The organism is Serratia sp. GW822-FHT06E05, from assembly GCF_058799445.1.
The window spans coordinates 202,104-228,566 of the sequence record NZ_JBXALM010000008.1 but is presented as its reverse complement, the minus strand read 5'-3'; the positions used below and the strand labels follow the sequence as shown (position 1 = coordinate 228,566).

Genomic DNA, 26,463 nt, shown 5'->3' with positions numbered 1-26,463 from the left:
GGTGCATCCAGGAGGATTCGAACCTCCGACCGCTCGGTTCGTAGCCGAGTACTCTATCCAGCTGAGCTATGGATGCAAATGGCGGTGAGGCGGGGATTCGAACCCCGGATGCAGCTTTTGACCGCATACTCCCTTAGCAGGGGAGCGCCTTCAGCCTCTCGGCCACCTCACCATACGCTTCTTTCGAATTGTGCCTAACTTGCTTTGGAGAAGCTCATCGGCACTGCGTGGCGCACATATTACTTTCTCCGACTTTTAAGTCAAACAATTTTTCCCAACTCATGCGCGTTTGCACAATTCACACTCAACATGGGCGATTTCACGGCAAAAAGAGTGTTTTATCAACAGGCAACCATAGCGAAATAGCAAACAAAGTCAGGGAGGCAGCAAAAAGATTTAATCGGAGAAGTCAGGAAAGGAACGATGATAGGCACAAAAAAGCGCAGTAGCGTCTCGCTGAGCAACGAGACGCTGCTTCGAAATCAGTAAGTCGTCTGTTGAGACTTCTCTGCCTGAATGCGCTGATAGATTTCTTCGCGGTGAACTGACACCTCTTTGGGGGCATTCACACCAATACGAACCTGGTTGCCCTTGACCCCTAGCACTGTGACCGTGACCTCATCGCCAATCATGAGGGTTTCACCAACTCGACGAGTCAGAATTAACATTCTTTGCTCCTTGAAAGATTAAAAGAGTCGGGTCTCTCAGTTTCCCCGTCATTATCCATCATATGCTGTGAAAACGTAAGTCATGTAACCCACAATAAGTGTAAGCAGACTTGGTCTCACCTCAGATAATGATAAGTTTAGCCGACCTGAAAAACTTTGTTCCCGTAATTGTAACCAAATTGTGTTAGCACAGTTTAAAAACGCCATAATCAACAATGAGTTATGGCGTTTGTAAGTGCTATTTATTTATATTCACAGTTTCGAGGCCACCCAGGCTTCTACGCTGTCTAATGCCGCCGGCAGGGCACTGACGTCTGTCCCGCCTGCCTGCGCCATATCAGGGCGTCCGCCCCCTTTGCCGCCAACCTGCTGCGCCACGTTGCCGATCAACTCGCCGGCTTTAACCCGGTCGGTCAGATCTTTGGTCACGCCGGCAATCAGGCTCACCTTATCATCGGCCGTGGTAGCCAGCACGATAATTGCGGAACCCAGTTGATTTTTCAAATCATCAACCATGGTACGCAACATTTTTGGCTCGACGTTATCAAGCTTGCTGACCAACAGCGGGACGCCGTTAACCATTTTGGCCTTGCTGGACAATGAAGCGCTCTCCTGCGCCGCCTGCTGATCCTTCAACTGTTGCAGTTCTTTTTCCAACGCGCGAGTGCGATCGAGTACCGCACGCACTTTGTCCGTCAGGTTGTTGCTATCCCCTTTCACCAGGTGCGCAACGTCCTGCAACAAATCATTTTGCTGATGCAGGGTAGCAATCGCACCTTCGCCGGTGACGGCTTCAATACGACGAATACCCGCAGCGGTACCTGACTCGCTCAGAATGCGGAACAGACCGATGTCACCGGTACGGCTGGCATGGGTGCCGCCGCACAGTTCGGTCGAGAAGTCGCCCATGGTCAGTACCCGCACGTTATCGTCGTACTTCTCACCGAACAGCGCCATAGCGCCCTTCTCTTTGGCATCATCCAGCGCCATGACTTCGGTTTGTACCGGCAGGTTGCGACGTATCTGCTGGTTCACCAAGTCTTCTACTATGCGGATCTGCTCCGGCTTCATCGCTTCGAAATGCGAGAAATCGAAACGCAGGTATTTATCGTTAACCAACGATCCCTTCTGCGCCACATGCTCACCCAGCGTCTGACGCAGTGCAGCGTGCAGCAGGTGGGTAGCGGAGTGATTCAGACGGATGCGATTGCGGCGAACGGTATCGATCTGCGCATCAACGCGATCGTTCACTTTCAAGGAACCTTGAGACAGCTTGCCCTGATGACCGATGGCCTGGCCGTATTTCTGGGTATCGCTCACTTCAAAATCGGCACCAGCGGCTTTCAGCACGCCTTTATCGCCAACCTGACCACCGGATTCACCGTAGAACGGAGTTTCATCCAGTACCACTACGGCTTCTTCACCGGCGTGGATCTCATTGACCGACTGACCGTCGCGGAACAGCGCGATCACGGTTGATTGCTGCTGCTCGTGGTCATAGCCACAGAACTGGCTGGCGCCATCAACGCGGATCATGCTGTTGTAGTCTGCGCCGAAACCGCTGGACTCACGTGCACGACGACGCTGCGCTTCCATCGCCAGTTCAAAACCGGCTTCATCCACTTTCAGGCCACGTTCACGGCACACGTCCGCCGTCAGATCGACCGGGAAACCGTAGGTGTCGTAAAGACGGAAGGCTGTTTCGCCATCCAGGGTATCGCCCTGCAGGTTAGCCAGTTCTTCGTCCAGCAGCGTCAAACCACGCTCCAGGGTGCGAGCAAACTGATCTTCTTCAGTTTTCAGTACCTGTTCAACCAAAGACTGTTGACGCTTCAGTTCGTCAGCGGCCGGCCCCATCACTTCGATCAACGGAGCAACCAGCTTGTAGAAGAAGCTGTCTTTCGCGCCCAGCATATTGCCGTGGCGAACAGCGCGGCGAATGATGCGGCGCAACACGTAACCACGGCCTTCGTTTGACGGCGTCACGCCATCGGACACCAGGAAAGCACAGGAGCGGATGTGGTCAGCGATAACGCGCAAAGATTTGTTATTCAAATCTGCCGCGCCTGTCACCTTGGCCACTGCAGCGATCAGCGTGCTGAACAAGTCGATTTCATAGTTGGAGTTCACGTGTTGCAGGACTGCCGCAATACGCTCCAGACCCATACCGGTATCTACCGAAGGTTTTGGCAGCGGCAGCATGGTGCCGTCGGATTGACGGTTAAACTGCATGAAAACGATGTTCCAGATCTCAATGTAACGATCGCCGTCTTCTTCCGGACTGCCCGGAGGGCCACCCCAGATATGATCGCCATGATCGTAGAAAATCTCGGTGCACGGACCGCACGGACCGGTATCGCCCATCTGCCAGAAGTTGTCAGAGGCAAAAGCCGCGCCTTTATTGTCGCCAATACGGATAATGCGCTCTGCCGGCACACCAATCTGCTTCTGCCAGATGTCGAAAGCTTCGTCATCGGTTTCATAGACGGTCACCCACAGCCTTTCTTTAGGCAGGTTAAACCAGTTTTCACCGGTCAACAGTTCCCAGGCGAAGCTGATAGCGTCATGTTTGAAATAGTCGCCGAAACTGAAGTTGCCCAGCATTTCGAAGAAGGTATGGTGACGTGCGGTATAACCGACGTTCTCCAGATCGTTATGCTTACCGCCTGCACGTACGCAACGTTGTGAGGTGGTGGCTCGGGAATAGGCGCGCTTGTCCAGCCCCAGGAAAACATCTTTAAATTGGTTCATGCCGGCATTGGTAAACAGCAATGTCGGATCATTGTTAGGCACCAGGGAGCTGCTTGCTACAACCTGGTGGCCCTTACTATGAAAGAAATCGAGAAACGCTTGACGGATCTCAGCGGTGCTCTTGCTCATAATTTTCCCGGAAAGGCTAGAATAACGACACGTGAGCAAGATACGCGACATCCTGACGATGGCATCTAACTCACGAACAAAAAGTGGGGATAAGATAAATTTTCTTCAAGGGGAAGTAAAACCCCGTGTGCGTTCATTGCGCAAAATCACGGTAAATTGACTGAATTTCTTCCTGGAAGAAGCCACGATAGAGCAGATAACGCTGAACTTTGGCTTTCTCTTTCCAGTCAGTTGGCAGTTTGTCGCCAAATTTACGCTGCGCAACCTGTTTAGCCTGCTCACACCAGTCGATATCACAGTCTGCCAGGGCAGTTTGCGTCAGCTCTTTGTCTACGCCCTTTTGCATCAGTTCCGAGCGGATGCGCTGCGCACCGTAACCTTTACGACTGCGGCTACCGATATAGCTGCGGGCAAAGCGTTGATCGTCCAACCAATTATGCTGATAGCAATAGGCAATCACCTGTTCGATAACGGCAGGATCAATCGGTTCTTCGGAAGACGGAGCAGGTGTGGAGGAGGTGGGCGTTTTGGTGCCAAATCTGGCTTTCGCCATAAATGGCTGCGCCGCAAGCTTGCGGCGCAGTTCAGCTTCACTATGATCGCGTTGCGACAGCAGGCGCATGGCGCGGCTTAGCAAATCATTCATTATTCAAGCCTGATGTAGTCGACGCCCGTAAACCCATAACGGCATTCACAGGCGTCAGCAGCGATTAAAACTCTTCGCTGGTTTCAGCTTCGTCATCGAAGCCTTCGTCAGTTGCCGCAACCAGTTCACCGTTGCTGTGCAGCAGCAGGTCACGCAGTTTCTTGTCCAACTCAGCGGCAACCGCCGGGTTTTCTTTCAGGAAGTTACAGGCATTTGCCTTACCCTGACCGATTTTATCGCCGTTGTAGCTGTACCAGGCACCGGCTTTCTCGATCATCTTGTGCTTCACGCCCAGATCGACCAGTTCGCCGCGGCTGTTGATACCTTCGCCGTACAGGATTTGGAATTCGGCCTGTTTGAACGGCGCAGCAATTTTGTTTTTGACGACTTTCACGCGGGTTTCACTGCCGACGACTTCATCGCCTTCTTTCACCGCGCCGATACGGCGGATATCCAGACGGACTGATGCGTAGAACTTCAGTGCGTTACCGCCAGTGGTGGTTTCAGGGTTACCGAACATCACACCGATTTTCATACGGATCTGGTTGATGAAGATCAGCAGGGTGTTGGCGTTTTTCAGGTTACCGGCCAGCTTACGCATCGCCTGGCTCATCATACGTGCCGCCAGACCCATGTGTGAGTCACCGATTTCACCTTCGATTTCCGCTTTCGGCGTCAAGGCCGCCACGGAGTCAACGATAATCACGTCAACCGCGCCAGAACGGGTTAAGGCATCACAGATTTCCAACGCCTGCTCACCGGTGTCCGGCTGAGAACACAGCAGGTTGTCGATATCAACACCCAGCTTCTTCGCATAAATCGGATCCAGCGCGTGCTCTGCATCGATAAAGGCACAGGTTTTACCTTCGCGCTGCGCCGCAGCGATAACCTGCAGCGTCAGGGTGGTTTTACCAGAAGATTCCGGACCATAAATTTCAACGATACGGCCCATTGGCAGGCCGCCTGCACCCAGTGCGATATCAAGTGACAGCGAGCCGGTAGAGATCGTTTCTACGTCCATAGAACGGTCTTCACCCAGACGCATGATGGAGCCTTTGCCGAACTGTTTCTCAATCTGGCCCAGTGCCGCAGCTAGCGCCTTTTGCTTGTTCTCATCAATAGCCATTGTTGCTCCTTCGTTACGCAATGTCGGTGTTACCCCACACTGCCACTGAATGTATGTTGTGCAGGAAATGTCACTAATTATACTGTATGGTCATACAGTATCAAGCCTAATTTCACAAAAATTCGTCAAGGGCGGTTTGCAGCGCGAAAATTGTCGCCTGAAGCCGCACTGCATCACGATCGCCGGAAAATTGCATCTTTTGCGCCAGCACGCGTCCTGAGGATTCGGCAAAACCAAACCAGACCGTACCCACCGGTTTTTCCACGCTGCCACCGTCCGGTCCGGCAATGCCGCTAACCGACAGCGCCAGGTTGGCCCGAGCCGCGTGCAGAGCCCCCTGAGCCATCTCGCGCACCACCTCTTCGCTTACGGCGCCATGGGCATTCAGGGTCGCTTCCGCCACGCCTAGAAGCTCATGCTTCGCCGTATTGCTGTAGGTGACAAAACCACGGTCGAAATAAGCGGAACTGCCGGCAATATCGGTGATGGCCTTGGCGATAGCCCCCCCGGTGCAAGATTCTGCACAGGTGATCCACTGGCCATTAGCCTTCAGTTTTTCCCCTACTGCAACGCTGAGTTTACGCAGTTGCTGTTCACTCATAACCTCTCCTTAGCGAATCAGGTATATGCGCCCGATAGTAGCATTTATCAAGCTTATCTGACGCGGCGATGACAGAAATGCGCGACGCTTCGCAGGCGATGCGGTGTTAAGCCTTAACCCAAACTGCTAGTATCGAATGTAACGTTCGGGTTAATGAGCGGCGTTTTCTCACGAGGGATCTCACAGGGTTGTTTTTGCCGCCGGCATGGCCAGCCCATGGCAAACCAGGATAAAAGATTAGGATGATAGAGTGAAAAAAACGTTAGGCGTCTTCTTTCCGTTGTATACCACCACCCTGCTGATGCTGCTGGGTTCAGGGTTACTCACCACCTACATCTCCCTGCGTTTAACGTCTATTCACGTGACCGGTGCGTTGATCGGCGCGATTATTGCCGCCAACTACATCGGTTTGGTGATCGGCGGCAAGGTCGGCCATTTTCTGATTGCTCGCGTCGGCCATATCCGCGCTTACGTTTCCTGCGCCGGCATTATTACCGCAGCGGTGCTGGGACATGGCCTGACGGAATACATCCCCGTGTGGGTGGTGCTGCGGCTGATTATCGGCCTGTGCATGATGTGTCAGTTCATGGTGCTGGAAAGCTGGCTTAACGATCAGTCGGAATCCAATCAGCGCGGGATGGTGTTCGGCTTCTATATGGCAGCTACCTATTTAGGCATGTCGTTAGGCCAGGTGGTGCTGATGCTGCAGGCCAACCTCGGTATTACCACTTTGCTGGTGATCGCCCTATGTTTTGCGCTCTGTCTGGTGCCTATCGCCCTGACTACCCGCACCAATGCACGCCATATGTCACCGGCACCGATGGAGCTACGCTATTTTATCGGCGCCATCCCCAAGGTGCTGGCGACCACGCTGGTCATCGGCATGGTAGTGGGATCTTTCTACGGGCTGGCCCCGGTCTATGCCAGCATGCAGGCACTGACCACCCAGCAGACCGGCTTGTTTATGGCGATATCGATCTTCGCCGGGCTGGTGGCGCAATTCCCGCTTAGCTGGCTGTCGGATCGCTATAACCGTACGCTGTTGATGCGCATCAACGCCATTTTATTGATCGTAGCCGCGCTGCCGCTGGCATTGGTGCCGCACATTGATTTCCCAGTGTTATTAGTGGTGGGCTTTATCGTCAGCATGCTGCAGTTCACGCTGTATCCCTTGGTGGTTGCCCTGGCAAACGATTTGATAGAGCCGGAGCGGCGCGTCTCGTTAGCCGCCTGTTTGCTGATGGCCTTCGGCGTGGGCGCCAGTGTCGGTCCCCTGGCGGTCGGCGCGCTGATAGAGCCGCTGGGTGGGAATACGCTGTATGCCTTCTTTGCACTGTGTGGTGTGCTGCTGGTGGCCTTCAGCCGGACGGTAAAACAAGACGAATCGCAGTTTGTGCAGGATGCGCCATTACCGCACATTCCCCTGCCGGACAGCCTGACCAGTTCGCCGCTCTCTCCGGCGCTGAACCCAACCTTTGATGAACAGATTATCCACGACACCATGCCGCCACCGGAGGCGGCCCCCGATCCGATAGAGCCGCAGGCCAGCGAAGCGTCGGGCGAGGAAGAAGCGGAGCCCCCTGTTCCGCAGGGAGCCGATCCTGATGAAGATACCGGATTGAAAAAGGCCCACTCCATGCTTTAAGCGGCCATCGCTGTATCCGATGGGCTGGTCACAGATCGAGGAAAGATCCCAGACGGTAACCGCGTTCCGCGATGGCGTTTTTCATGCCTGGCGAAGTCAGAACGTCCACTTCGGCAAGCCGCGGGTAGCAATATTTACTCGCCAAAATAGTGTTATCCAGGAACGCCGGGTGGCACATCATCTCCACCGACTTGGCACCACGTTGATCGGCACGATCGAGCACCTGTAAAAACAGCGTTTCGGATATCGATTCGCCATAGAAACCCGCATCAAACCACTCGGTACTGCGGTCATAACGCAATGGGATATCTTGCCGTTCAACCTCCTGACGCCCAATACGCAGCGGGATGGCACGGGACTGAGCAAATGCCTCGACCAGCGGGTAAATCTGCGGCAGCATATGCACGTGATGATGGCTGTCGATATGCGTCGGCGCTTTGCCAAACACCGCCATGAACCTGTCGTATTGGCTCACCAACTCATCGTGGATTTCGTCCATACTCAGCAGCCCAGACTCTGCCCTTTCCCATAACCACTTGCCCAGCTCTCCGCGTTCGTTAACCAGCGAAGGCATGGCCGTCAATGGATGCCCGTGAGTCAGCACAAAATGCAGGCCGATCTTCAGCCCAGGATAAAGCCGGCTGAGGCTGGCGGCATGCTGTACGTCCGGGCTATTCACCATTGCCGTGGTTGAAGTGACCACCCCATAGTGAAACGCCTCAATCACCCCATAGTTCTGTCCCTTGCTCAGACCAAAATCGTCGGCATTCACTATCAGTAACTTTTCCATTTTGGCATCCATTTAACAAATTTTTGGCAAGGGAATACCGTCCGTCAGGTACGGCAATTCCCCTTCGCTTACGCAAAGAAATTTATTTCATCAGGCTATTGGCGGCCTGAAAGGCATTCGGAATATCGGCGTTAATGCTTATCGGGAGCGGCCCTAAACAGGGCCGTAGAACTTTTTTCGGTAATTACCCGGCGTCACTTCGGTGAGTCTCTTAAAGTTTTTAATAAACAGGCTCACGTCGCCATAGCCAGAGTCGAAGGCAATATCCGAAACCGAATAGTTGGTGACTTCAAGCTGCGTTTTGGCAAAGTTGATGCGGATTTCATTGATCACCTGCATCGGTGTTTTATGGTAATACCGCCGCATCGCCCGGGTCAGGTACTCCTGCGTTTTTCCCGACAACTCCACCATATTGAGCAGTGCCTTTTCACCAAACATGGCTTTATCATGCATGCCGGCCAGGGTGTTTTTCAGCCACTGCGGGATATCGTCCCCCTCGCCGCTCTCTTCCTTATAGTGACGAATGCGGCTGATGATATAAAAGGTCAGCGTTTCCAGGAATTCGGCAAAATCATCCTCGCGAAACTGCGGGGAACCCACCACCGACTCGATATAAGCCAGGAATTCATTCTTCAGGCTGTAGGCCTGGGAGGCGACAAAACAGCGTGGCAACTGCTGCAAATAGTTCTCTTCGAAGAACACCTTGCCAACCGCCACGTTGAAGATTTTCGCGGCACCGAACTCATAAAAGCTCTGATGGCGCGAACCAATGGGGATGAAGACAAAATCGCCCCGTTCCAGCAGCACGCGCTTGCCGTTGATCTCCTGATAACATTTGCCGCTCAGGACGATGGTGAATTCATAGTAGTCATGCTGATGCAGCCCAGTGGCGCTTTCCACCTTGTTATAAATGAACAAATGGAAATCTTTGCAGTTAAAGAAATCCTGCTCCCGAATCAGCTTAACGTCGTTCGCATTCAGCGAAACCAGGTTCTCAGACATCGCATGCGCTCCCGTTAATCAAAGCCGTTCTGCCGGGCCGTCTCGGCAAACCAATAGCCACTCTTCTTCAACGTGCGCTGTTGGCTCTCCCGCTCGAGCCGAACTAACCCGTAGCGATTCTTGTAGGCATTAAGCCAGGACCAGCAGTCGATAAAGGTCCACAAATGATAGCCTTTGCAGTTGGAACCCTCCGACAGCGCCTGATGCAGCCATTTCAGATGATCGCGGATAAAGTCGATTCGATAATCATCCTCCACCCGTCCAGTAGGGCCGATAAAGGCCTCTTCACCCTCTACGCCCATGCCATTTTCTGAAATATAGCAGGGAATGTTGCCGTAGTTTTCCTTCAGATCCATCAGGATGTCATACAGCCCTTTTTCATAGATCTCCCAGCCCCGATGCGGATTGATCTTGCGGCCAGGCATGTCGTAATAGCTGAACAGATCTTCCGGCATCGTCACGGATGCGTCGGCCCGGTAGTCTTCTTTCGCTTTAACCCTGCGCGGTTGATAGTAATTGACGCCCAGAATATCCACCACGCCGTCGGCAATCAGCTGTGCGTCCTCCGGTGCCGTTTGTGGCAACAAATCATTGGCGCGCAGTAAATCAACCAAATCTTGCGGATAACGCCCTTTGGTCACAGGATCAAGGAAGCTTTTGTTCAGCAACAGATCCGCATGATGGGCGGCCACGCCATCTTCCTGGCTGTTCGAACGCGGATAGGTCGGGCTCAGGTTCAAAATAATGCCTATCGCGCCTTGGTGGCCCAACGCCCTGAACTCCTTCACCGCTTTGGCATGGGCCAGCACGCTGTGGTAAGCCACCGCGACTGCCCTTTTAAAATCAACCACGCAAGGATAGTGCAGGTCGTTCAGATAGCCCGCTTCGACCGGCACAATCGGCTCGTTAAAAGTAAACCAATGAGTGACCCGATCGCCGAACAGGCTGAAACAGGTTTTGGCGTAGCGGGCATAGGCTTCCACCACCGCCCGGCTTTCCCAGCCGCCTTTTCGCTGCATGCACATCGGCATGTCGAAATGGTAAAGGTTGATAAATGGCGTAATGCCCTCAGCCAGCAGGCCATCGATAAGCGCGTTATAAAAAGCGACGGCTTTCGGGTTCACCTCGCCCTCCCCGTCCGGGATCAGTCGTGACCAGGAAATAGAGGTTCTGAAGGTGTTATGCCCAAGCTTTTTTAACAGCAGGATGTCTTGCTGGAAATGGTCATAAAAGGTGGATGCCTCGGACGGACCGACCTGATGATGAAAGCGTTCTGGCGCAATGTCATACCAGTAATCGAAGATGTTCTGACTTTTGCCATCCCGTGCAGAGGCCCCTTCCGACTGCGGCGCAGAGGTCGCGCTTCCCCACCAGAAATCGTCAGCAAATTGATATTTCATCCAAACGCCCCTAAAACCGGGGCAGCAAGTGCTGCCCCAGACTGACAGTTAGAATTTCAGCGCCTTGGCGATGTCTTCTTCGCTTTCGGTAGCCTGATCGATCTGGCTCTGCGCCTTGTTGGATATCATCACAAACGGCAGGTAAATCAAGGTCGCCACGCCCAGGTTGAAGAAGCTCAGCAACATGGCGACGATACTGCCGTTAGTATTGAAGAACGCCCCCAGACCTACCGGCATGGTCCAGGGGGCAATGTTGGTGATAGGCGGGATCATTCCGGTGTAATAGGCCACCGTGGTGATGATCGTCAATACCGGTTGAACCAGAATGAACGGGATAAACATCACCGGGTTCATGATCACCGGCAGGCCGAACAGGATAGGTTCGTTAATCTGGAAGATGCCCGACGGGGTAGCCAGCTTGGCGACCTGGCGATAGTCTTCACGGCGCGAGGCGATAAAGATGGCGATAATCAGCCCCAGCGTAGAGCCGGTGCCGCCCAGATAGATATAAGAGTCGACGAAAGGTTTCGCCCACATATGGAACTCTTTGCCGGCGGCAACGGCGGCTTCGACCGAACCATACTTGTTGTAAAGCTCTACGTTTTCCAGCGCGAATGGCGTCATGATGCCGCTGTCCAGCGCGGCCAGCGCCATCGAGCCATGCACCCCGAAGAACCACAGCAGCGAGGAGAACATCACATACACCCAGCCGACAACGCTGCCCATTTTCGCCAGCGGAGCCGAGATGGTGTCCATGATGATTTGGTGGAAGTTGGTTCCCCACAGCGTCAGGCAATAGGCAATCACGCCCATGATCGACAGGATCAGGAATCCGGGGATCAGTGCGGAGAACGAGCGAGACACGGAAGAAGGTACGCTGTCGGGCAGGCTGATGACCCAGTTGCGGCGCACCACAAAGGTAAACATCTCCGCCACCACCAGGCCGATCACCATGCCGGAAATGATGTTGGCGCCGCCAAGCCAGTTAGCACCGACGGCATAAGCCTCACCGACGCTGAACGGCGTCACCGTCATAAAGGCGGCAACCGCCAGTAGCGCGGCCGCTAGCGGGTCAACCTTACGCTCCTCCGCTAAAGCCATACTGATAAAGAAGGGCGTCATCAGGGACATAATCCCCAGGGTGCCGTTATAAACGCTGCCACCGATGGTCTTCAGGCTGTTTAGCGTTTCAATGGTGGACGCATCCAGCCGTACCCCCAATGAAAAGAAGAACGAGCCTTCGCCGAAACTGAGGAATACGTTGTTGATCAGAACGAACATCGCCCCGGTCAACGTCAGCGGCATTAATCGAATGAACCCGTTTTTGATGGCATTAACATGGGGCTGTTTACCAATTTTCACGGCAAAGGGCAGTATGACCTTTTCCAACGAGGCAATTAACGTATTCACGGCAGACCCCTTTATTGGTTAGCTTTTTTTATGGTGGCGACCGCGGCCTTCAACACCCCAAGGCCATCAAGCTTGCCGTATAAAGTGGAATCGATCACTTCGACGGGCTTATTGGGCAGCTGTTTTTGTACTTCGGCTAACGTATAGGCAATCTGCGGCCCCAGCAGGATCAGATCTGCCTCTGCGCCCTTTTCCGCAGCCAGCGCTTCGGGATAAGCGGCAATGATCACTGGCACTTCGTACTTCTCGGCCTGCGCCTTCATTTTTGAAACCAGCAGAGAAGTCGACATACCGGCAGAACAAAACAGATAGATTTTTTTCTTTTCCATACCCAATCCCTCAAGATAATCAAAAAAGCCCCGTGTCATTTGTTTGCCAGATGCAATAGCGATTGCCTCGCGCACATTCCTTATGAAAATTTCCGTTGCTCTGCCCTGGTTGCGAACAGTATACGGAGGCATCGGAGCTGACCGGTAAGCCATCGGCATAAAGAACCGTCTCTCCTTGACCTTCCCGATTGACCCTCTTCACATTTTGCATAAAAAATTAGTGTGACCGGGCTCACAAACAACCTATAAAAAATCGGAATATTCGCGATAAACTATAAAATAACAATTATAAACAGCCAGTTATAAACTCACTGGTAATTTAAGAGATTATTTGCGCCCGAACAAACGAAGGGGGAATAAAGTAGTTCAAGCTTGATTTTCTTACTTGCCAACCGAACGCGATGGCCGGTAAAGAAGACTAGGTGGGCAGACGCAACAACTCGATCACCGTGGTCAGCGCCACGGAATGATTCCTGCGGTTGGGATAATAGAGGTAAAAACCGGGAAACGGCGCGCACCAGTCGGCCAACACCCGCCGCAGCCGTCCGCTCGTGAGGTGTTCTTCCACCTCCTGTTCGATGGCGAAAGCGATGCCGACGTGCGCCAACGCCGCCTGCAGCAACAGCCTGGCGTCATCCACGATAAGCGGGCTGTTGACAGCCACGGAAAATCGCTGCTCGCCCTGCTGAAATGCCCATTTGTAACGCTCGCCCGAAGAGGCCTTGCGCCAACCGATGCAGCGGTGCTGCAGCAAATCATGTGGATGCATCGGTTCGCCGTGCCGTTGAAAATAGTCCGGCGTGGCGACGATGGCAAAACGCAGATCCGGCGTCAGGCGCACCGCACGCATATCGTTGTGAAGATCCTCGCCGAGCCGAATACCGGCGTCAAAGCCTTGCTCGACGATGTTGGCAAACCCTTCATCCGCCACCACCTCCAGCGTAATGCCGGGGTACTCGCTGGCCAACTGCCCCAGATGCGGCACGATGGCGAGATCGATCGCCGAACGCGGCGCGTTGATGCGCACCAGGCCGCGTGGCCCTTCGCGAAACGCATTCAGGCTCTCCAGCGCGGCGTCAATGTCGGTAAAGGCCGGCACCAGCTGTGCCAACAGATGCTCACCGGCCTCCGTCGGCGAGACGTTGCGGGTGGTGCGGTTCAGCAGGCGAATGCCCACCTGCGATTCCAGTTCGCGCAGGGTGTGGGTCAGCGTCGGCGGCGTCACGCCCAATCGGGCGGCGGCGCGACGGAAGCTGCGTTCACTGGCGATAGCCACGAAGGCTGCCAGGCCGGACAATTCGGGTTTCTTCATGCTATTAATATAAATTATCTAATAGTTAGATTAATTTTTAACGGATAGTTATCCTTAATCTAACAATATAGCATTGCGTTCGAACCCATTACCAGGTATTGATGCGATGATTAATGTTAAAGCCCCAACTCATGAAACGCCGCGCCGTCTGGCTGACAAGGTCGTGCTGGTAAGCGGCGGCGGTACCGGTATCGGCCGCGCAGCCGCGCTGGCCTATGCCCGCGAAGGCGCAAAAGTGGCGCTGGCCGGCCGGCGTGCGGCGGAAATCGAAGCCACGGCGCGCGACATCGCGCTCACCGGCGGCGACGCCCTGCCCATCGTGGCCGACGTCTCCCAGGAAAACGACATCCGCAGGCTGCTCGCCACGGTGACCGCCCACTACGGCCGGCTCGACGTCGCCTTCAACAACGCCGGCATCATCGGCAACTTCGCCCCCATCACCGAACAGAGCAGCGAGGATTTTGACCGCGTGATCGCCATTAACCTCCGTGGCGTCTGGCTGGCGATGAAATACGAAATTGAAACCTTCCTGGAGCAGCATTCAGGCGGCGTGATCGTGAACACCTCCTCCTGGCTGACCCACGGCGCGCTCGCCGGCTCATCCAGCTATTCCGCCAGCAAAGGCGCGCTCGATGCGATGATCCGCGCGGTAGCGCTCGAATACAGCGGCCAAGGCATCCGCGTCAACAACATCAACCCCGGCATCATCGACACGCCGATGGCGCGCGGCAGCGTGGCCGACAGCGTGGCGTTCGCGCCCTTTATCGCCCACACGCCCGCCGGCCGTTTGGGCGAATCGGAAGACATCGGCGATGTGGCGCTGTGGCTGGCGACGGACGAAGCCCGCTTCATCACCGGCCAAAGCCTGCTGGTGGACGGCGGTTACACCATCGCCGGCATGCGCTGAGGAGACGACGCCATGAACTACGTTCGGCTTGGCGACAGCGGCCTGAAGGTGTCCCGCCTTTGTCTGGGCTGCATGACTTACGGCGATCCGGCCTGGCGGCCCTGGGTGTTGAAGGAAGACGAAGCGTTCCCATTTATCCGCGAGGCGCTGGAGGCCGGCATCAATTTTTTCGATACCGCCAACATTTACTCCGGCGGAGAAAGCGAGCGCATTCTCGGCCGTGCGCTGAAGGCGTTCGCCCGTCGTGAAGACGTGGTGATCGCCACCAAAGCTTACTTTCCGATGGACGCACAGCCGAACAGCTGCGGGCTGTCGCGCAAGCATTTGCTGCACAGCGTCGACGCCTCCTTGCAGCGGCTGGGAACGGATTACCTCGATCTGTTCGTGCTGCACCGCTTCGACACCGAAACGCCGATCGAAGAAACTGCCGACACCCTCGACGGCCTGGTGCGGGCGGGCAAGATCCGCTATCTCGGCGCGTCTTCACTGCACGCCTGGCGCCTGATGAAAATGCTGGCCTTTCAACGTCAGCACCGCCTGGCGCCGTTTATTTCGTTGCAAAGCCAATACAACCTGGTGACGCGTGAAGACGAAGAAGAATTGATCCCGTTGTGCCTGGAGGAAGGTCTTGGCCTGACGCCCTGGTCGCCGCTGGCCCGCGGCGTGCTGGCCGGCTCCGGCAGTGGCGGCACGCTGCGCGCCGCCACCGACGAACAGGCGCCCCGTTGGTACGGCGGCAGAAACGAGGTGGAATGCACCATCGCTACGGTAGCGGAGGTGGCCGCCGCGCGCGGCGTTCCACCGGCTCAGATCTCGCTGGCCTGGCTGTTGGCCAAACCCGGCGTGGCGTCGCCGCTGGTGGGCATGTCCAAGCCACACCATTTGCAGGATGCGCTGGCGGCGCTCGACCTCAGGCTATCGCCGGAAGACGTGGCCGCGCTGGAGGCGCCAATGGCACACGCTGCCCGCCCCGAACGCTGGTAGCCCCTTTTCCCCCATTCCCGGAGAGAAACATGTCATACGCTGTTACCGCTCGAGCGGCGTTGTTCACCCTCGCTGCCGCATTCACCCTTAGCACGCCGGCGCAGGCCGCCGTCAGCGCAGATTGCACAGAAAGCAGCATAACGCTGCCGCCCGGCGCGCTTTACCCTAACGGCATCGCCCGCGCAGCGGACGGTACACTGTATGTCGGGCTGATCACCAGCGGCAACGTGCTGCGCAAACGGCCGGGTCAGGCGTGGGAAACCTTCTTCCCCGGCGCTGACACGGTGTTCGCCTCAAATGCGCTGCGGCTGGACGAACGGCGCGGGCTGCTGTGGGGCAATTCGCCAGACTTTCTCTCCGGCGGCAAAACACGCGCCAACCGCATCTATGCGCTGAATGTCGCGGATGGCACCCTCAACCGCAGCCTGGCGCTGCCGGCGGGAGAAATGGGCAACGATATCGTGCTCGGCGCAGACGGTACGGTGTACGTGACGGAAACCCGCGGCGGCGGCATCCTGCGCCTGCGGCCGGGCGAAGCGGCCTTCAGTACGCTGTATCAGGATCCGCAATTAGCGGCTCCCAGCGGGTTGGGGGCCGCCGGGATCGTGCTGCTCGACCATCAGCTGATGGCAGTCGCCAATTTCGGCACCGGTAAGCTCTACACCCTCAGCTATAACGATCCAAAGCCGCAGCTGACGGAAATACAGCTGCCGCGCCTCATCGAAAACCCGGACGGGATGGGGTTGGCACCGGACGGCGCGCTGATCGTGCTGGAAAACGGGATCCAGAGCGGCCAAGGGCGGATCCTGCGGATCCCGTCACCCAAGGCGGCAGGCATGCACCGCATTGAAATCTTGCGCGAAGGCATGGAGTCGCCGGTCAACCTGGCTATCACGCCACAAGGCTGCGCCTTCGTCAGCGAATCGCGCATCCGCCACCGTCTGCTGCCCGGCCATGAAACCGAAGTGCCTGACAGCTTCCGCCTCTATCAACTGCCTTTACCTCTCACCGCTGCGCAATAACCTTTCCACCACCACTGCGGGCGGCGACACTTGCGTTGTTGCCCGCAGGCGAACAACAATCTCGCTGCGTTACAAACCGGCCTTGCGCAGCGCTTCCCATTTTTACCTGTGACAGCCGATTGCCCGCTGGGCTAGTATAAGCGTCTGTGCAAACCTCAGGTTTGAGCGCGCCGTCTGGCGTTTTGATGATTTGATTTGCGCCGCCCGGCAAGCGCTGAATGGGGCGGCGTCTGATGAAACAATGTGATAGCGAATGACGACAATGAAAATCACAGTTCACTTTACATTCAATGGATTGGAAAAATAATCTTATGAATAGCACCGACAAGCTCGATTCACACACGCCAATGATGCAGCAGTACCTGCGCCTCAAGGCTCAGCATCCCGAGATCCTGCTGTTCTACCGCATGGGCGACTTTTACGAGCTGTTCTATGATGATGCCAAGCGCGCGTCCCAACTGCTGGATATCTCGCTGACCAAACGCGGTGCCTCAGCAGGGGAGCCTATTCCCATGGCCGGCGTTCCCCATCATGCGGTGGAAAACTATTTAGCCAAACTGGTGCAGCTAGGTGAATCCGTTGCCCTGTGCGAACAAATCGGCGATCCAGCCACCAGTAAAGGTCCGGTTGAGCGCAAAGTAGTGCGTATCGTCACGCCTGGCACCATCACCGACGAAGCCTTGTTACAGGAGCGTCAGGACAACCTGCTGGCCGCCATCTGGCAAGACGCACGTGGCTTTGGTTACGCGACGCTGGATATCAGCTCCGGCCGTTTCCGCGTTGCCGAACCAGCAGATATTGAGACCATGGCGGCCGAGCTGCAACGCACCAACCCCGCCGAGCTGCTTTATCCCGAAACCTTTGAACAGATGTCGCTGATTGAACAGCGCCATGGTCTGCGTCGTCGCCCGCTGTGGGAATTCGAACCGGAGACCGCCCGTCAGCAGCTTAACCTGCAGTTCGGCACCCGCGATCTTACCGGCTTCGGCGTTGAACAGGCCCATCAGGCACTGCGTGCCGCCGGCTGCCTGCTGCAATACGTAAAAGATACCCAGCGCACCTCATTGCCGCATATCCGTGGCATCACCATGGAGCGTCAACAGGACGGCATCATCATGGACGCCGCTACCCGGCGTAATCTCGAGCTGACCCAGAGCCTGTCCGGCGGCACTGAAAACACCCTCGCGGCGATCCTCGATCACAGCGTCACGGCCATGGGCAGCCGCATGCTTAAGCGCTGGCTGCATATGCCTACTCGTGACATCAAGGTACTGAATGATCGTCAGCAAGCCATAGGCGCACTGCAGGATCTGTATGCTGAACTGCAACCTTCTTTGCGTCAGGTCGGCGATCTGGAACGTATCCTCGCCCGTCTGGCGTTGCGCAGCGCACGTCCGCGCGATCTGGCACGCATGCGTCATGCCTTCCAGCAGCTACCGGATATCCATGCGCTGTTAAAAGGCGTCAATACTCCGCATGTGCAGCACCTGCTGTCCCAGGTGGGTCAGTTTGATGAACTGCAGGACTTGCTGGAACGCGCCGTGGTGGAAGCCCCGCCGGTGCTGGTTCGCGACGGTGGCGTTATCGCCCCCGGCTACAACAGTGAGCTGGACGAATGGCGAGCCTTGGCCGATGGTGCCAGCGACTATCTCGACCGTCTCGAGATCCGCGAGCGCGAAAAACTGGGGCTGGATACGCTGAAGGTCGGTTTCAATGGTGTTCATGGCTATTACATTCAGGTCAGTCGCGGGCAAAGCCACCTGGTACCGATCCATTACGTACGCCGTCAGACGCTGAAAAACGCCGAACGCTACATCATTCCCGAACTGAAAGAGTACGAAGACAAGGTGCTGACCTCTAAAGGGAAAGCGCTGGCCATCGAGAAAGGTCTGTACGAAGAACTGTTCGATTTGCTGTTGCCGCATCTGGGTGAATTGCAACAAAGCGCGGCGGCATTGGCAGAACTGGACGTACTGGCCAACCTGGCAGAACGCGCCGAAACGCTGAACTACGCCTGCCCGACCATGAGCGAGCAGCCTGGCGTGCGCATCACCGAAGGTCGCCACCCGGTGGTGGAGCAGGTGTTGAGCGAACCCTTTATTTCCAACCCGCTGTCACTGTCGCCCCAACGCCGAATGTTGATCATTACCGGCCCTAACATGGGCGGTAAAAGTACCTATATGCGCCAAACGGCGCTGATCGTACTGATGGCCCATATCGGCAGCTACGTGCCGGCAAGCAAGGCAGTCATTGGCCCGGTCGATCGCATATTTACCCGCGTAGGTGCAGCGGACGATCTGGCTTCCGGCCGCTCCACCTTTATGGTTGAGATGACCGAAACGGCCAATATCCTGCATAACGCCACCGAACATAGTCTGGTGCTGATGGACGAGATTGGCCGCGGCACCTCGACCTATGATGGTTTATCCCTGGCCTGGGCCTGCGCCGAAAATCTGGCCAGCCGCATCAAGGCCATGACCTTGTTCGCCACTCATTACTTTGAGCTGACCACCCTGCCGGAAAAAATGGAAGGCGTGGTTAACGTGCATTTGGATGCGCTTGAGCACGGTGACACCATCGCCTTTATGCACAGCGTGCAGGACGGTGCCGCCAGCAAAAGTTACGGGCTGGCGGTTGCTGCGCTGGCCGGCGTACCGCGTGAAGTGATCAAACGCGCGCGTCAGAAGTTGCGTGAACTGGAGGCTATCTCCAACCATACCGCCAGCGGTACCGTTGACGCCACTCAGATGACGCTGCTGAATGAGGAAACCTCACCGGCGGTTGAAGCACTTGAGGCTCTGGATCCGGATTCATTGTCTCCGCGCCAGGCACTGGAATGGATTTATCGCCTGAAGAATATGGTCTAGCTCGACGTATAAGTAACTGGCATAAAAAAACGGTGAGCATGATGCTCACCGTTTTTATTTTGATGCGGTTCAACTGCCGACGTTACTCGCGGAACAGTGCCTCGATACTCAGGCCCTGCATCTGCAGTATTTCACGCAGGCGACGCAAACCTTCAACCTGGATCTGACGTACTCGCTCGCGAGTCAGGCCAATTTCGCGGCCTACATCTTCGAGCGTCGCCGCTTCGTAGCCCAACAGGCCAAAGCGACGCGCCAGCACTTCACGCTGTTTGGCGTTCAGTTCGAACAGCCATTTCACGATGCTCTGTTTCATGTCATCGTCTTGCGTGGTGTCTTCCGGTCCGTTGTCTTTCTCGTCTGCCAGAATGTCCAGCAACGCTTTCTCCGAATCCCCACCCAACGGCGTATCCACAGAAGTGATACGTTCGTTCAGGCGCAGCATGCGGCTGACGTCATCCACCGGCTTGTCGAGTTGCTCTGCAATCTCTTCAGCGCTCGGTTCATGATCCAGTTTATGAGAAAGCTCGCGCGCGGTGCGCAAATAGACATTCAGTTCTTTAACTATGTGGATTGGCAAGCGAATGGTACGGGTTTGGTTCATGATCGCCCGTTCAATCGTCTGCCGGATCCACCAGGTAGCGTAGGTCGAGAAACGGAAACCGCGCTCTGGGTCAAACTTTTCCACTGCGCGGATCAGCCCGAGGTTACCCTCTTCAATCAGATCCAGCAGCGCCAGGCCGCGGTTGCTGTAGCGGCGGGCGATTTTCACCACCAACCGCAGGTTGCTTTCAATCATTCGGCGGCGGGACGGCACGTCACCGCGCAGTGCACGCCGCGCAAAATAAACTTCTTCCTCTGCGGTAAGCAGCGGAGAATAACCGATTTCGCCCAGATAGAGCTGCGTCGCATCCAATACGCGTTGGGTCACGCCTTGTGACAACAACTCTTCTTCCGCTAGATCATTCTCACTGGCCTCTTCTTCTACCAGTGCTTTTTCGTCGAATGATTCCGCTTCCGTTGCGTTCTCGTCGAAATCCGCATCATCATGTAACTCGTTAACTTTCAGCGTATTTTGGCTCATATGCTGCTCCTACCCGTGATACCGCGAGCAGAATAACAGCGTATTCTGCCCAATCTATCGCTGCGGAAGATAACGCAGCGGGTTTACGGATTTCCCCTTGTAACGAATTTCAAAATGCAAACGTACTGAACTGGTTCCGGTGCTACCCATGGTGGCTATTTTTTGACCCGCCTTCACTTCTTGTTGTTCCCGGACCAGCATTGTGTCGTTGTGAGCGTAGGCGCTCAGGTAATCATCATTGTGTTTGATGATGATTAGATTACCGTAACCCCGTAAAGCGTTGCCTGCGTACACTACACGACCATCGGCGGTAGCGAAGATAGGCTGCCCACGGGAACCGGCGATATCGACACCTTTATTCCCACCTTCTGATGAGGAAAAGTTATCAATAATCTTACCGTCAGTCGGCCATCTCCAGGTACTTACCGGAGCGCTGTTGCTGACGGTGCTGCTCACTGGTGGAGCAACGACCGGTGCGGTAACAGGGGCTGTTGCGGTAGTTGCCGCCACTGCGCCTGCTGCAGGTAACATCTTACCTACATTCTGTTTACCCGAATTATCAGAATACGCGTTAGTTGATTGAGAATCAACCGTTGCAGTTTGTATCTGGGAGGTCGATGGTGGCTTAGGTACGCCGCCGCTGGTTGCGTCTGTCGCCGCCAGCATGCCGCCATTTCCGGTAGCCGAACCATTACCAAGCTGAATGTTTTGACCCACATTCAGACTGTAGGGTTCAGGAATATTGTTACGCTGAGCCAGGTCACGGTAATCATTTCCGGTGATCCAGGCGATGTAAAACAGCGTGTCTCCGCGCTTAACCGTATAGGTATTACCGCTGTAGCTCCCTTTGGGGATCGAAGTATAACTGCGGTTGTAAACAATGTGTCCCTCAGAGCCCATCTGCGCCCCAGCATTGCTGGATGCAGCGGCGCCGGCACCACCGCCGTCCACGCTACTGATAGGGGCCGATGTCGACGCATTGTTCGAACAACCCGCCAACCACAAACTTACCATCGTACACACCGCAACCCGGCGTAATGTAATCATTGGGCTTCCCGTGCTCATGCTTCCCCCATGACAGCAATATCAGCGATATATCCAAAATACCCTTTACATCGTAGCTGAGCTTTTAACATTCTCTACGTTCCTACAATGAAAGGTGCCCGCGGCCGATTTCTGAACGTCAGAAAACCTCATACCGGAGCCTCAAAACAGCGCGCCATGCTAACCACATTAGCGCTGCTGCACCATAAGACAACTGCGCAGAAAGGCAATTGTATTGAAAATTAGTTTTATTGAAACGCTAAAACCTTAACCGGAGGTGATGAAAGTGCAACAGATTTCATATCCTGTCGAAAATTCAGACAATCGCTAGGCCAGTTCGCCTTTCACCAGTGGTACAAAGCGCACCGCTTCGACGATATCGATAGTAAATTCATTCCCCTGGCGCTGAATACGCTTGAGGATCTGAGCCTGCTCACCGACCGGCAAAACCAAAATACCGCCGTCGTCTAGCTGTTCCATCAACGCCGGGGGGATCTCCGGCGGTGCGGCGGTGACAATAATGGCATCGAACGGCCCCCGCGAAGCCCACCCCTGCCAACCGTCGCCGTGACGAGTAGAAACATTGTGAAGGTCGAGTTGCTTCAGGCGACGTTTCGCCTGCCATTGCAATCCCTTGATACGCTCAACGGAGCACACATGCTGCACCAGGTGCGCCAGTATGGCGGTTTGATAACCAGAACCCGTGCCGATCTCCAATACCCTGGATGTGGGCGTCAGGTTTAAGAGTTCGGTCATCCGTGCCACCATATAAGGCTGGGAGATCGTTTGACCTGAACCGATAGGCAGCGCCGTATTTTCATAAGCTTTGTGTTCAAGCGCTTCATCAACAAAGCGTTCACGCGGCACTGCCTCAATGGCCCGCAGTAATCGTTCGTCCTGGATCCCTTGTTGACGCAGTTGCGTCAGCAATGTTTGCATACGCTTGTTCACCATTCCCCGCCAACCCCTGCTTTGGTTAACCACGTTTTTACTACATCCTGGGCCGCATAAGCGGTCAAATCCACCTGCAAGGGTGTAATCGCGACATAACCCTGTTCTACCGCAGCGAAATCCGTGTCCGGCCCGACATCAAACTTATCACCCGGAGGCCCAATCCAGTAAAGGTTTTGCCCACGTGGATCCTGTTGGCAGAACACTTTGTCGGCCGGATGGCGACTGCCGCAGCGGGTCACGCGAATGCCTTTGATCTCGTCCAACGGCAAATCCGGCACGTTGATATTCAGAATTTTTCCGGTGCGTAACGGTTCACGCAACAGGGCCCGCAGCACCCGGCAGGTGATCGCCGCCGCGGTAGCATAATGCTGATGGCCGTTCAACGACACGGCCAGCGCAGGCAAGCCCAAATGGCGCCCTTCCATGGCGGCAGCCACGGTGCCGGAGTAGATCACGTCATCGCCCAGATTGGGGCCGGCATTGATACCGGAAACCACGATATCCGGCGCAGGTTGCATCAGGGCATTCACTCCCAGGTATACGCAATCGGTCGGTGTTCCTTGCTGTACGGCGATATCCCCATTGGGCATCGTCAGGGTGCGCAATGGGGATTCCAACGTCAGCGCATTGGAAGAACCGCTGCGGTTACGATCGGGTGCCACAACCTGCACCTCAGCAAACTCTCGCAGCGCTGCCGCCAGCACCTGAATGCCTGGGGCGGTAACACCGTCGTCATTACTCAGCAATATCCGCATAAGAGGTTGTCTTCTTTTTATCTCTCAACCAGGCACCGCTCAACGCAGCCTGGGATTTAACTACTCGGTATGACCGCCCAAAAGGAGGCGCTTAATCAGCAGATATTATGTTTACTGCCCCCGCCATGTCCAGTGACCATGGGAAAAGGCAGGGAACTCAAGGCTGAACCGCCACGAGTCATTCTTCTGGCGAAAAAAAACCTGCTTGCGCAGGTTTCTTGATTATTACTCGCTAATATCCGCATCGCTACTGTCCTGCCGCATAATTTCGCGCACCACGCTGGTGGCGAAACTGCCGGCCGGCAGCCAGAAACGCAGTTCGACGGTGGCATCGTCCCACCAGTCCCACTGCATATCTTTCGGCTGTAACAGCAAGGCTCGGCGGGCCGGATCTACGCGTTCGCGCTTTAAAAGCGACATCAGCTCCGGCTGTTCCAGCAGACACTGCTGTTCAAAGCTCAACGCTTCCCCGGCGGTGCCCGGTTCGCCATCACCGGGTAAAGGAGCGGTGATCATCAGCTCACCGGCTTCCAGGCGTTGCTGCAACGCATCCAGCTCTTCCGGTTTGGCAACAAACCAACTGCCACGACCGCTAAGCTGAAGGGCATCCCCTTCTAGCACGGTATGTTGCTGCTGGTTGGCCAATCGCCGGCTGGCGATCAGGTTAAACAGCGCGCTGCGGCTGGCAGAAAGATAAAAGCTACGCTTGCTGCGTTCTTTCACCCAGATCTCGTCATTCGCCCAACGGCGCGCCATCACCAGGTTGTTACCGCCGCGCCCAAAGCGCTGACTGCCGAAGTAATTCGGTACGCCGCCGGCCTCAATCGCCTGCAGACGTTGTTCTACATCCTGACGATCGGAGATATGACGCAGCACCAGAGTAAAGGCATTGCCTTTCAAGGTGCCAATTCGCATTTTGCGCAGGTGGCGGGCGCTGGCCAGCACTTCACAGCCTTCCAGTGAGAACTGGGTAAAGTCCGGCGTCTCTTTTCCTGGCAGATGCAAACAGAACCACTGTTCGGTTACCGCATGACGATCTTTTAAGCCCGCGTAGCTGACGGAGCGGGCATGAATACCGGCAAAGCGCGCCAGATAATCGGCGACAAACTGGGTGTTACAACCGTTTTTGCGGATGTTCACCAGCACGTGTTCGCCTTCGCCATCCGGCTCAAAGCCCAGATCTTCCACCACCACGAAATCTTCCGGGTTGGCCTTCAGCACGCCGGTGCTTTGCGGCTGGCCATGCAGCCAGGTCAGGTTAGCCATATCCATGCGCTTATTCCTTGATCAACAAGGCAACCGCTTCGCAGGCAATACCCTCGCCACGCCCGGTGAAACCGAGTTGTTCGGTGGTGGTAGCCTTAATGTTAACGTCGTCCATATGGCATTGCAGGTCTTCCGCCAGGAAAATGCGCATCTGCGGGATATGCGGTGCCATCTTAGGGGCCTGGGCAATAATAGTGATGTCCAGGTTGCCCAGACGATAGCCCTTGGCGCGGATGCGTTTCCAGGCTTCGCGCAGCAACTCGCGGCTATCGGCACCTTTGAAGGCCGGGTCAGTATCCGGGAACAGCTTGCCGATATCCCCCAGCGCCGCCGCGCCCAGCAGGGCATCGGTCGCGGCGTGCAGTGCTACGTCGCCATCGGAGTGGGCCAGCAAACCTTTTTCATAAGGAATACGAACGCCACCGATCACCAACGGGCCTTCGCCGCCAAATTTGTGTACGTCAAAACCGTGGCCGATACGCATGATGCGCTCCTTAATTGTCTAACTGAGTTAAATAGAATGCCGCCAGCGCCAAATCTTCCGGCCGCGTGACCTTAATATTGTCCGAACGCCCATTGACCAGCAGCGGATGATAGCCGCAGTGCTCCAGGGCCGACGCCTCGTCGGTCACCGTCGCCCCGTCATCCAGCGCGCGCTGCAGGCACTGCTTGAGCAATGCCAGTGGGAACAGCTGCGGCGTTAACGCATGCCAAAGGTCCTGACGTTCTACCGTATGAGAAATGGCCCCGTGGCCAGGCTCTGCGCGCTTCATGGTGTCACGCACCGGCGCCGCCAGAATCCCCCCCACGTCGCTATGTTCGGTAATCGCCAACAGGCGGTCGAGATCGTCGGCATGCAGACAGGGGCGCGCCGCGTCGTGCACCAGCACCCATTTTGCCTCGCCGGCCAGCTGCAAGCCGGCCATTACCGAGTCGGCGCGTTGCTGCCCGCCAATGGTAGCCTGCACGCGGGGATCCTGCGCTATCGGCAACTGGTGGAACTGCTGATCGTCGGGGCCTATCGCCACAATCACCTGCGAAATACGCGGATGGCGCAACAGCGCGTGGATCGCGTGTTCGAGAATGGTTTGATGGCCGATGGTTAGATATTGCTTTGGGCAATCAGCCTGCATGCGGCTGCCAATACCGGCAGCGGGCAGGACGGCGATCACCGATGGAAAGGTTCCTGCGGAGTGATTCATGCGTTACTTTTGTAAGTTATTTTGCGAGGCGGACGCCGCGTTGCGTCTGGATTGGTCAGGAACCAGACGATAGAAAGTCTCACCGGGCTTAATCATGCTCAGCTCATTGCGCGCACGCTCTTCGATCGCTTCCTGACCGCCGTTCAAATCGTCGATTTCGGCGAACAGCTGATCGTTACGCGCTTTCAATTTAGCATTGCTGCCCTGTTGGAGCGCAACATCCTCATTGACCCGCACGTAATCGTGAATACCATTTTTGCCCAGCCACAGTGAATACTGTAACCAACCGAGCAATGCCAGCAATAGCAGCGTAAGTTTTCCCATCTCCGCCCCCTGAAAAACCGACCAATCATCCCACAACTTTTCGTTGGACTCCACACAGAGAACGGCATTTCGCCGCCAAATTCAGAGTAGGATGAGAATTTCCTGAGTTTATAACCTAAATTCACTTCGAAAGCGGCAAAAAAAACCACTTTCATCACAGAAAAACCACCCTGGGCCGCAACATTTTCCCCTTCAACGTTTTTTACGGTTATGCAGTAAGAAAAACTGGCTATCCGCTGATTTCACCA

24 protein-coding genes and 2 tRNA genes are annotated in these 26,463 nt (G+C 55.6%); 5 read left to right on the top strand and 21 right to left on the bottom strand.

Annotated features, from left to right (window positions below):
* Positions 1 to 2: 2 nt before the first annotated feature.
* The 7 genes from AC1RKC_RS18510 to pncC all read right to left on the bottom strand — a co-directional run bounded on the left by AC1RKC_RS18510 (position 3) and on the right by pncC (position 5,921).
* Positions 3 to 76 (bottom strand) — tRNA-Arg (locus AC1RKC_RS18510).
* A 3-nt stretch (positions 77 to 79) separates the two neighbouring features.
* Positions 80 to 172 (bottom strand) — tRNA-Ser (locus AC1RKC_RS18505).
* Between the two features lie 310 nt (positions 173 to 482).
* Positions 483 to 668, bottom strand: a complete 186-nt coding sequence (csrA, locus tag AC1RKC_RS18500; RefSeq protein ID WP_004091602.1) for a carbon storage regulator CsrA — start codon at positions 666 to 668, stop codon at positions 483 to 485.
* A gap of 252 nt (positions 669 to 920) precedes the next feature.
* Entirely contained in the window at positions 921 to 3,548 is a 2,628-nt protein-coding gene (alaS, locus tag AC1RKC_RS18495; RefSeq protein ID WP_020825283.1) for an alanine--tRNA ligase, read from the bottom strand.
* 133 nt (positions 3,549 to 3,681) lie between these two features.
* Complete coding sequence (recX, locus tag AC1RKC_RS18490) at positions 3,682 to 4,194, bottom strand: recombination regulator RecX (protein ID WP_020825282.1); 513 nt, start codon at positions 4,192 to 4,194, stop codon at positions 3,682 to 3,684.
* A 64-nt stretch (positions 4,195 to 4,258) separates the two neighbouring features.
* Positions 4,259 to 5,320 carry a recombinase RecA gene (gene recA / locus AC1RKC_RS18485; protein ID WP_020825281.1) on the bottom strand — a complete coding sequence of 354 codons (1,062 nt, stop codon included), beginning with the start codon at positions 5,318 to 5,320 and terminating at the stop codon, positions 4,259 to 4,261.
* 112 nt (positions 5,321 to 5,432) lie between these two features.
* Positions 5,433 to 5,921: a nicotinamide-nucleotide amidase gene (gene pncC / locus AC1RKC_RS18480; protein WP_020825280.1), complete on the bottom strand. Its 489-nt coding sequence runs from the start codon at positions 5,919 to 5,921 to the stop codon at positions 5,433 to 5,435.
* 250 nt (positions 5,922 to 6,171) lie between these two features.
* Between pncC and AC1RKC_RS18475 the strand changes: the two genes are divergently transcribed.
* The gene (locus tag AC1RKC_RS18475; RefSeq protein WP_046374476.1) at positions 6,172 to 7,566 is read left to right on the top strand and encodes an MFS transporter; all 1,395 of its coding nucleotides are present in this window, start codon (positions 6,172 to 6,174) and stop codon (positions 7,564 to 7,566) included.
* A gap of 28 nt (positions 7,567 to 7,594) precedes the next feature.
* Here the strand turns inward: AC1RKC_RS18475 and chbG are convergent, their stop codons facing one another.
* The 6 genes from chbG to AC1RKC_RS18445 form a co-directional block, all read right to left on the bottom strand.
* The gene (chbG, locus tag AC1RKC_RS18470; RefSeq protein WP_128864982.1) at positions 7,595 to 8,356 is read right to left on the bottom strand and encodes a chitin disaccharide deacetylase; all 762 of its coding nucleotides are present in this window, start codon (positions 8,354 to 8,356) and stop codon (positions 7,595 to 7,597) included.
* 153 nt (positions 8,357 to 8,509) lie between these two features.
* Positions 8,510 to 9,358, bottom strand: a complete 849-nt coding sequence (gene chbR, locus AC1RKC_RS18465) for a transcriptional regulator ChbR (RefSeq protein WP_046374478.1) — start codon at positions 9,356 to 9,358, stop codon at positions 8,510 to 8,512.
* A gap of 14 nt (positions 9,359 to 9,372) precedes the next feature.
* Complete coding sequence (locus AC1RKC_RS18460) at positions 9,373 to 10,758, bottom strand: glycoside hydrolase family 1 protein (protein WP_261139374.1); 1,386 nt, start codon at positions 10,756 to 10,758, stop codon at positions 9,373 to 9,375.
* A gap of 48 nt (positions 10,759 to 10,806) precedes the next feature.
* On the bottom strand, positions 10,807 to 12,168 hold the full coding sequence (gene chbC, locus AC1RKC_RS18455; protein WP_048762531.1) for a PTS N,N'-diacetylchitobiose transporter subunit IIC: 1,362 nt from the start codon (positions 12,166 to 12,168) through the stop codon (positions 10,807 to 10,809).
* A gap of 11 nt (positions 12,169 to 12,179) precedes the next feature.
* Entirely contained in the window at positions 12,180 to 12,497 is a 318-nt protein-coding gene (locus tag AC1RKC_RS18450; protein ID WP_129983331.1) for a PTS sugar transporter subunit IIB, read from the bottom strand.
* 418 nt (positions 12,498 to 12,915) lie between these two features.
* The gene (locus tag AC1RKC_RS18445; protein ID WP_046374480.1) at positions 12,916 to 13,809 is read right to left on the bottom strand and encodes a LysR family transcriptional regulator; all 894 of its coding nucleotides are present in this window, start codon (positions 13,807 to 13,809) and stop codon (positions 12,916 to 12,918) included.
* Between the two features lie 106 nt (positions 13,810 to 13,915).
* Between AC1RKC_RS18445 and AC1RKC_RS18440 the strand changes: the two genes are divergently transcribed.
* From AC1RKC_RS18440 to mutS, 4 genes are all read left to right on the top strand, one after another.
* Positions 13,916 to 14,716, top strand: a complete 801-nt coding sequence (locus tag AC1RKC_RS18440) for an SDR family NAD(P)-dependent oxidoreductase (protein WP_046374481.1) — start codon at positions 13,916 to 13,918, stop codon at positions 14,714 to 14,716.
* Between the two features lie 12 nt (positions 14,717 to 14,728).
* A complete protein-coding gene (locus tag AC1RKC_RS18435; protein WP_046374482.1) occupies positions 14,729 to 15,700 on the top strand; it encodes an aldo/keto reductase in 972 nt (323 codons plus the stop codon).
* A 29-nt stretch (positions 15,701 to 15,729) separates the two neighbouring features.
* Positions 15,730 to 16,722, top strand: coding sequence for a Vgb family protein (locus tag AC1RKC_RS18430; RefSeq protein WP_046374483.1), 993 nt, complete (start codon positions 15,730 to 15,732; stop codon positions 16,720 to 16,722).
* 311 nt (positions 16,723 to 17,033) lie between these two features.
* Positions 17,034 to 19,589: a DNA mismatch repair protein MutS gene (gene mutS, locus AC1RKC_RS18425; protein ID WP_020825273.1), complete on the top strand. Its 2,556-nt coding sequence runs from the start codon at positions 17,034 to 17,036 to the stop codon at positions 19,587 to 19,589.
* Between the two features lie 82 nt (positions 19,590 to 19,671).
* Here the strand turns inward: mutS and rpoS are convergent, their stop codons facing one another.
* From rpoS to ftsB, 8 genes are all read right to left on the bottom strand, one after another.
* Positions 19,672 to 20,670, bottom strand: coding sequence for an RNA polymerase sigma factor RpoS (gene rpoS, locus AC1RKC_RS18420; protein WP_044554227.1), 999 nt, complete (start codon positions 20,668 to 20,670; stop codon positions 19,672 to 19,674).
* A 54-nt stretch (positions 20,671 to 20,724) separates the two neighbouring features.
* Complete coding sequence (gene nlpD, locus AC1RKC_RS18415) at positions 20,725 to 21,717, bottom strand: murein hydrolase activator NlpD (protein WP_262033189.1); 993 nt, start codon at positions 21,715 to 21,717, stop codon at positions 20,725 to 20,727.
* 324 nt (positions 21,718 to 22,041) lie between these two features.
* The gene (locus tag AC1RKC_RS18410) at positions 22,042 to 22,668 is read right to left on the bottom strand and encodes a protein-L-isoaspartate(D-aspartate) O-methyltransferase (protein ID WP_020825270.1); all 627 of its coding nucleotides are present in this window, start codon (positions 22,666 to 22,668) and stop codon (positions 22,042 to 22,044) included.
* Complete coding sequence (surE, locus tag AC1RKC_RS18405; protein WP_046374485.1) at positions 22,662 to 23,423, bottom strand: 5'/3'-nucleotidase SurE; 762 nt, start codon at positions 23,421 to 23,423, stop codon at positions 22,662 to 22,664. Before surE ends, AC1RKC_RS18410 begins: the two co-directional genes overlap by 7 nt.
* Before the next feature lie 225 nt (positions 23,424 to 23,648).
* On the bottom strand, positions 23,649 to 24,695 hold the full coding sequence (gene truD / locus AC1RKC_RS18400; RefSeq protein WP_261139375.1) for a tRNA pseudouridine(13) synthase TruD: 1,047 nt from the start codon (positions 24,693 to 24,695) through the stop codon (positions 23,649 to 23,651).
* A gap of 4 nt (positions 24,696 to 24,699) precedes the next feature.
* Positions 24,700 to 25,173 (bottom strand): 2-C-methyl-D-erythritol 2,4-cyclodiphosphate synthase, encoded by a 474-nt coding sequence (gene ispF / locus AC1RKC_RS18395; RefSeq protein WP_261139376.1) that lies wholly within the window; start codon positions 25,171 to 25,173, stop codon positions 24,700 to 24,702.
* A 10-nt stretch (positions 25,174 to 25,183) separates the two neighbouring features.
* Positions 25,184 to 25,891 (bottom strand): 2-C-methyl-D-erythritol 4-phosphate cytidylyltransferase, encoded by a 708-nt coding sequence (gene ispD, locus AC1RKC_RS18390; RefSeq protein ID WP_046374487.1) that lies wholly within the window; start codon positions 25,889 to 25,891, stop codon positions 25,184 to 25,186.
* Between the two features lie 3 nt (positions 25,892 to 25,894).
* Positions 25,895 to 26,215, bottom strand: coding sequence for a cell division protein FtsB (gene ftsB, locus AC1RKC_RS18385; RefSeq protein ID WP_020825266.1), 321 nt, complete (start codon positions 26,213 to 26,215; stop codon positions 25,895 to 25,897).
* Positions 26,216 to 26,463: the final 248 nt, after the last annotated feature.

What these genes read in the sequence shown, in the direction of transcription:
- chbR (WP_046374478.1), bottom strand. Translation starts at nt 9,358, where the DNA reads ATGTCTGAGAACCTGGTTTCGCTGAATGCGAACGACGTTAAGCTGATT.
- chbG (WP_128864982.1), bottom strand. Translation starts at nt 8,356, where the DNA reads ATGGAAAAGTTACTGATAGTGAATGCCGACGATTTTGGTCTGAGCAAG.
- AC1RKC_RS18435 (WP_046374482.1), top strand. Translation starts at nt 14,729, where the DNA reads ATGAACTACGTTCGGCTTGGCGACAGCGGCCTGAAGGTGTCCCGCCTT.
- AC1RKC_RS18410 (WP_020825270.1), bottom strand. Translation starts at nt 22,668, where the DNA reads ATGGTGAACAAGCGTATGCAAACATTGCTGACGCAACTGCGTCAACAA.
- csrA (WP_004091602.1), bottom strand. Translation starts at nt 668, where the DNA reads ATGTTAATTCTGACTCGTCGAGTTGGTGAAACCCTCATGATTGGCGAT.
- pncC (WP_020825280.1), bottom strand. Translation starts at nt 5,921, where the DNA reads ATGAGTGAACAGCAACTGCGTAAACTCAGCGTTGCAGTAGGGGAAAAA.
- recA (WP_020825281.1), bottom strand. Translation starts at nt 5,320, where the DNA reads ATGGCTATTGATGAGAACAAGCAAAAGGCGCTAGCTGCGGCACTGGGC.
- nlpD (WP_262033189.1), bottom strand. Translation starts at nt 21,717, where the DNA reads ATGATTACATTACGCCGGGTTGCGGTGTGTACGATGGTAAGTTTGTGG.
- ftsB (WP_020825266.1), bottom strand. Translation starts at nt 26,215, where the DNA reads ATGGGAAAACTTACGCTGCTATTGCTGGCATTGCTCGGTTGGTTACAG.
- truD (WP_261139375.1), bottom strand. Translation starts at nt 24,695, where the DNA reads ATGGATATGGCTAACCTGACCTGGCTGCATGGCCAGCCGCAAAGCACC.
- AC1RKC_RS18430 (WP_046374483.1), top strand. Translation starts at nt 15,730, where the DNA reads ATGTCATACGCTGTTACCGCTCGAGCGGCGTTGTTCACCCTCGCTGCC.
- surE (WP_046374485.1), bottom strand. Translation starts at nt 23,423, where the DNA reads ATGCGGATATTGCTGAGTAATGACGACGGTGTTACCGCCCCAGGCATT.
- mutS (WP_020825273.1), top strand. Translation starts at nt 17,034, where the DNA reads ATGAATAGCACCGACAAGCTCGATTCACACACGCCAATGATGCAGCAG.
- ispD (WP_046374487.1), bottom strand. Translation starts at nt 25,891, where the DNA reads ATGAATCACTCCGCAGGAACCTTTCCATCGGTGATCGCCGTCCTGCCC.
- AC1RKC_RS18440 (WP_046374481.1), top strand. Translation starts at nt 13,916, where the DNA reads ATGATTAATGTTAAAGCCCCAACTCATGAAACGCCGCGCCGTCTGGCT.
- AC1RKC_RS18460 (WP_261139374.1), bottom strand. Translation starts at nt 10,758, where the DNA reads ATGAAATATCAATTTGCTGACGATTTCTGGTGGGGAAGCGCGACCTCT.
- AC1RKC_RS18450 (WP_129983331.1), bottom strand. Translation starts at nt 12,497, where the DNA reads ATGGAAAAGAAAAAAATCTATCTGTTTTGTTCTGCCGGTATGTCGACT.
- AC1RKC_RS18445 (WP_046374480.1), bottom strand. Translation starts at nt 13,809, where the DNA reads ATGAAGAAACCCGAATTGTCCGGCCTGGCAGCCTTCGTGGCTATCGCC.
- alaS (WP_020825283.1), bottom strand. Translation starts at nt 3,548, where the DNA reads ATGAGCAAGAGCACCGCTGAGATCCGTCAAGCGTTTCTCGATTTCTTT.
- rpoS (WP_044554227.1), bottom strand. Translation starts at nt 20,670, where the DNA reads ATGAGCCAAAATACGCTGAAAGTTAACGAGTTACATGATGATGCGGAT.
- recX (WP_020825282.1), bottom strand. Translation starts at nt 4,194, where the DNA reads ATGAATGATTTGCTAAGCCGCGCCATGCGCCTGCTGTCGCAACGCGAT.
- ispF (WP_261139376.1), bottom strand. Translation starts at nt 25,173, where the DNA reads ATGCGTATCGGCCACGGTTTTGACGTACACAAATTTGGCGGCGAAGGC.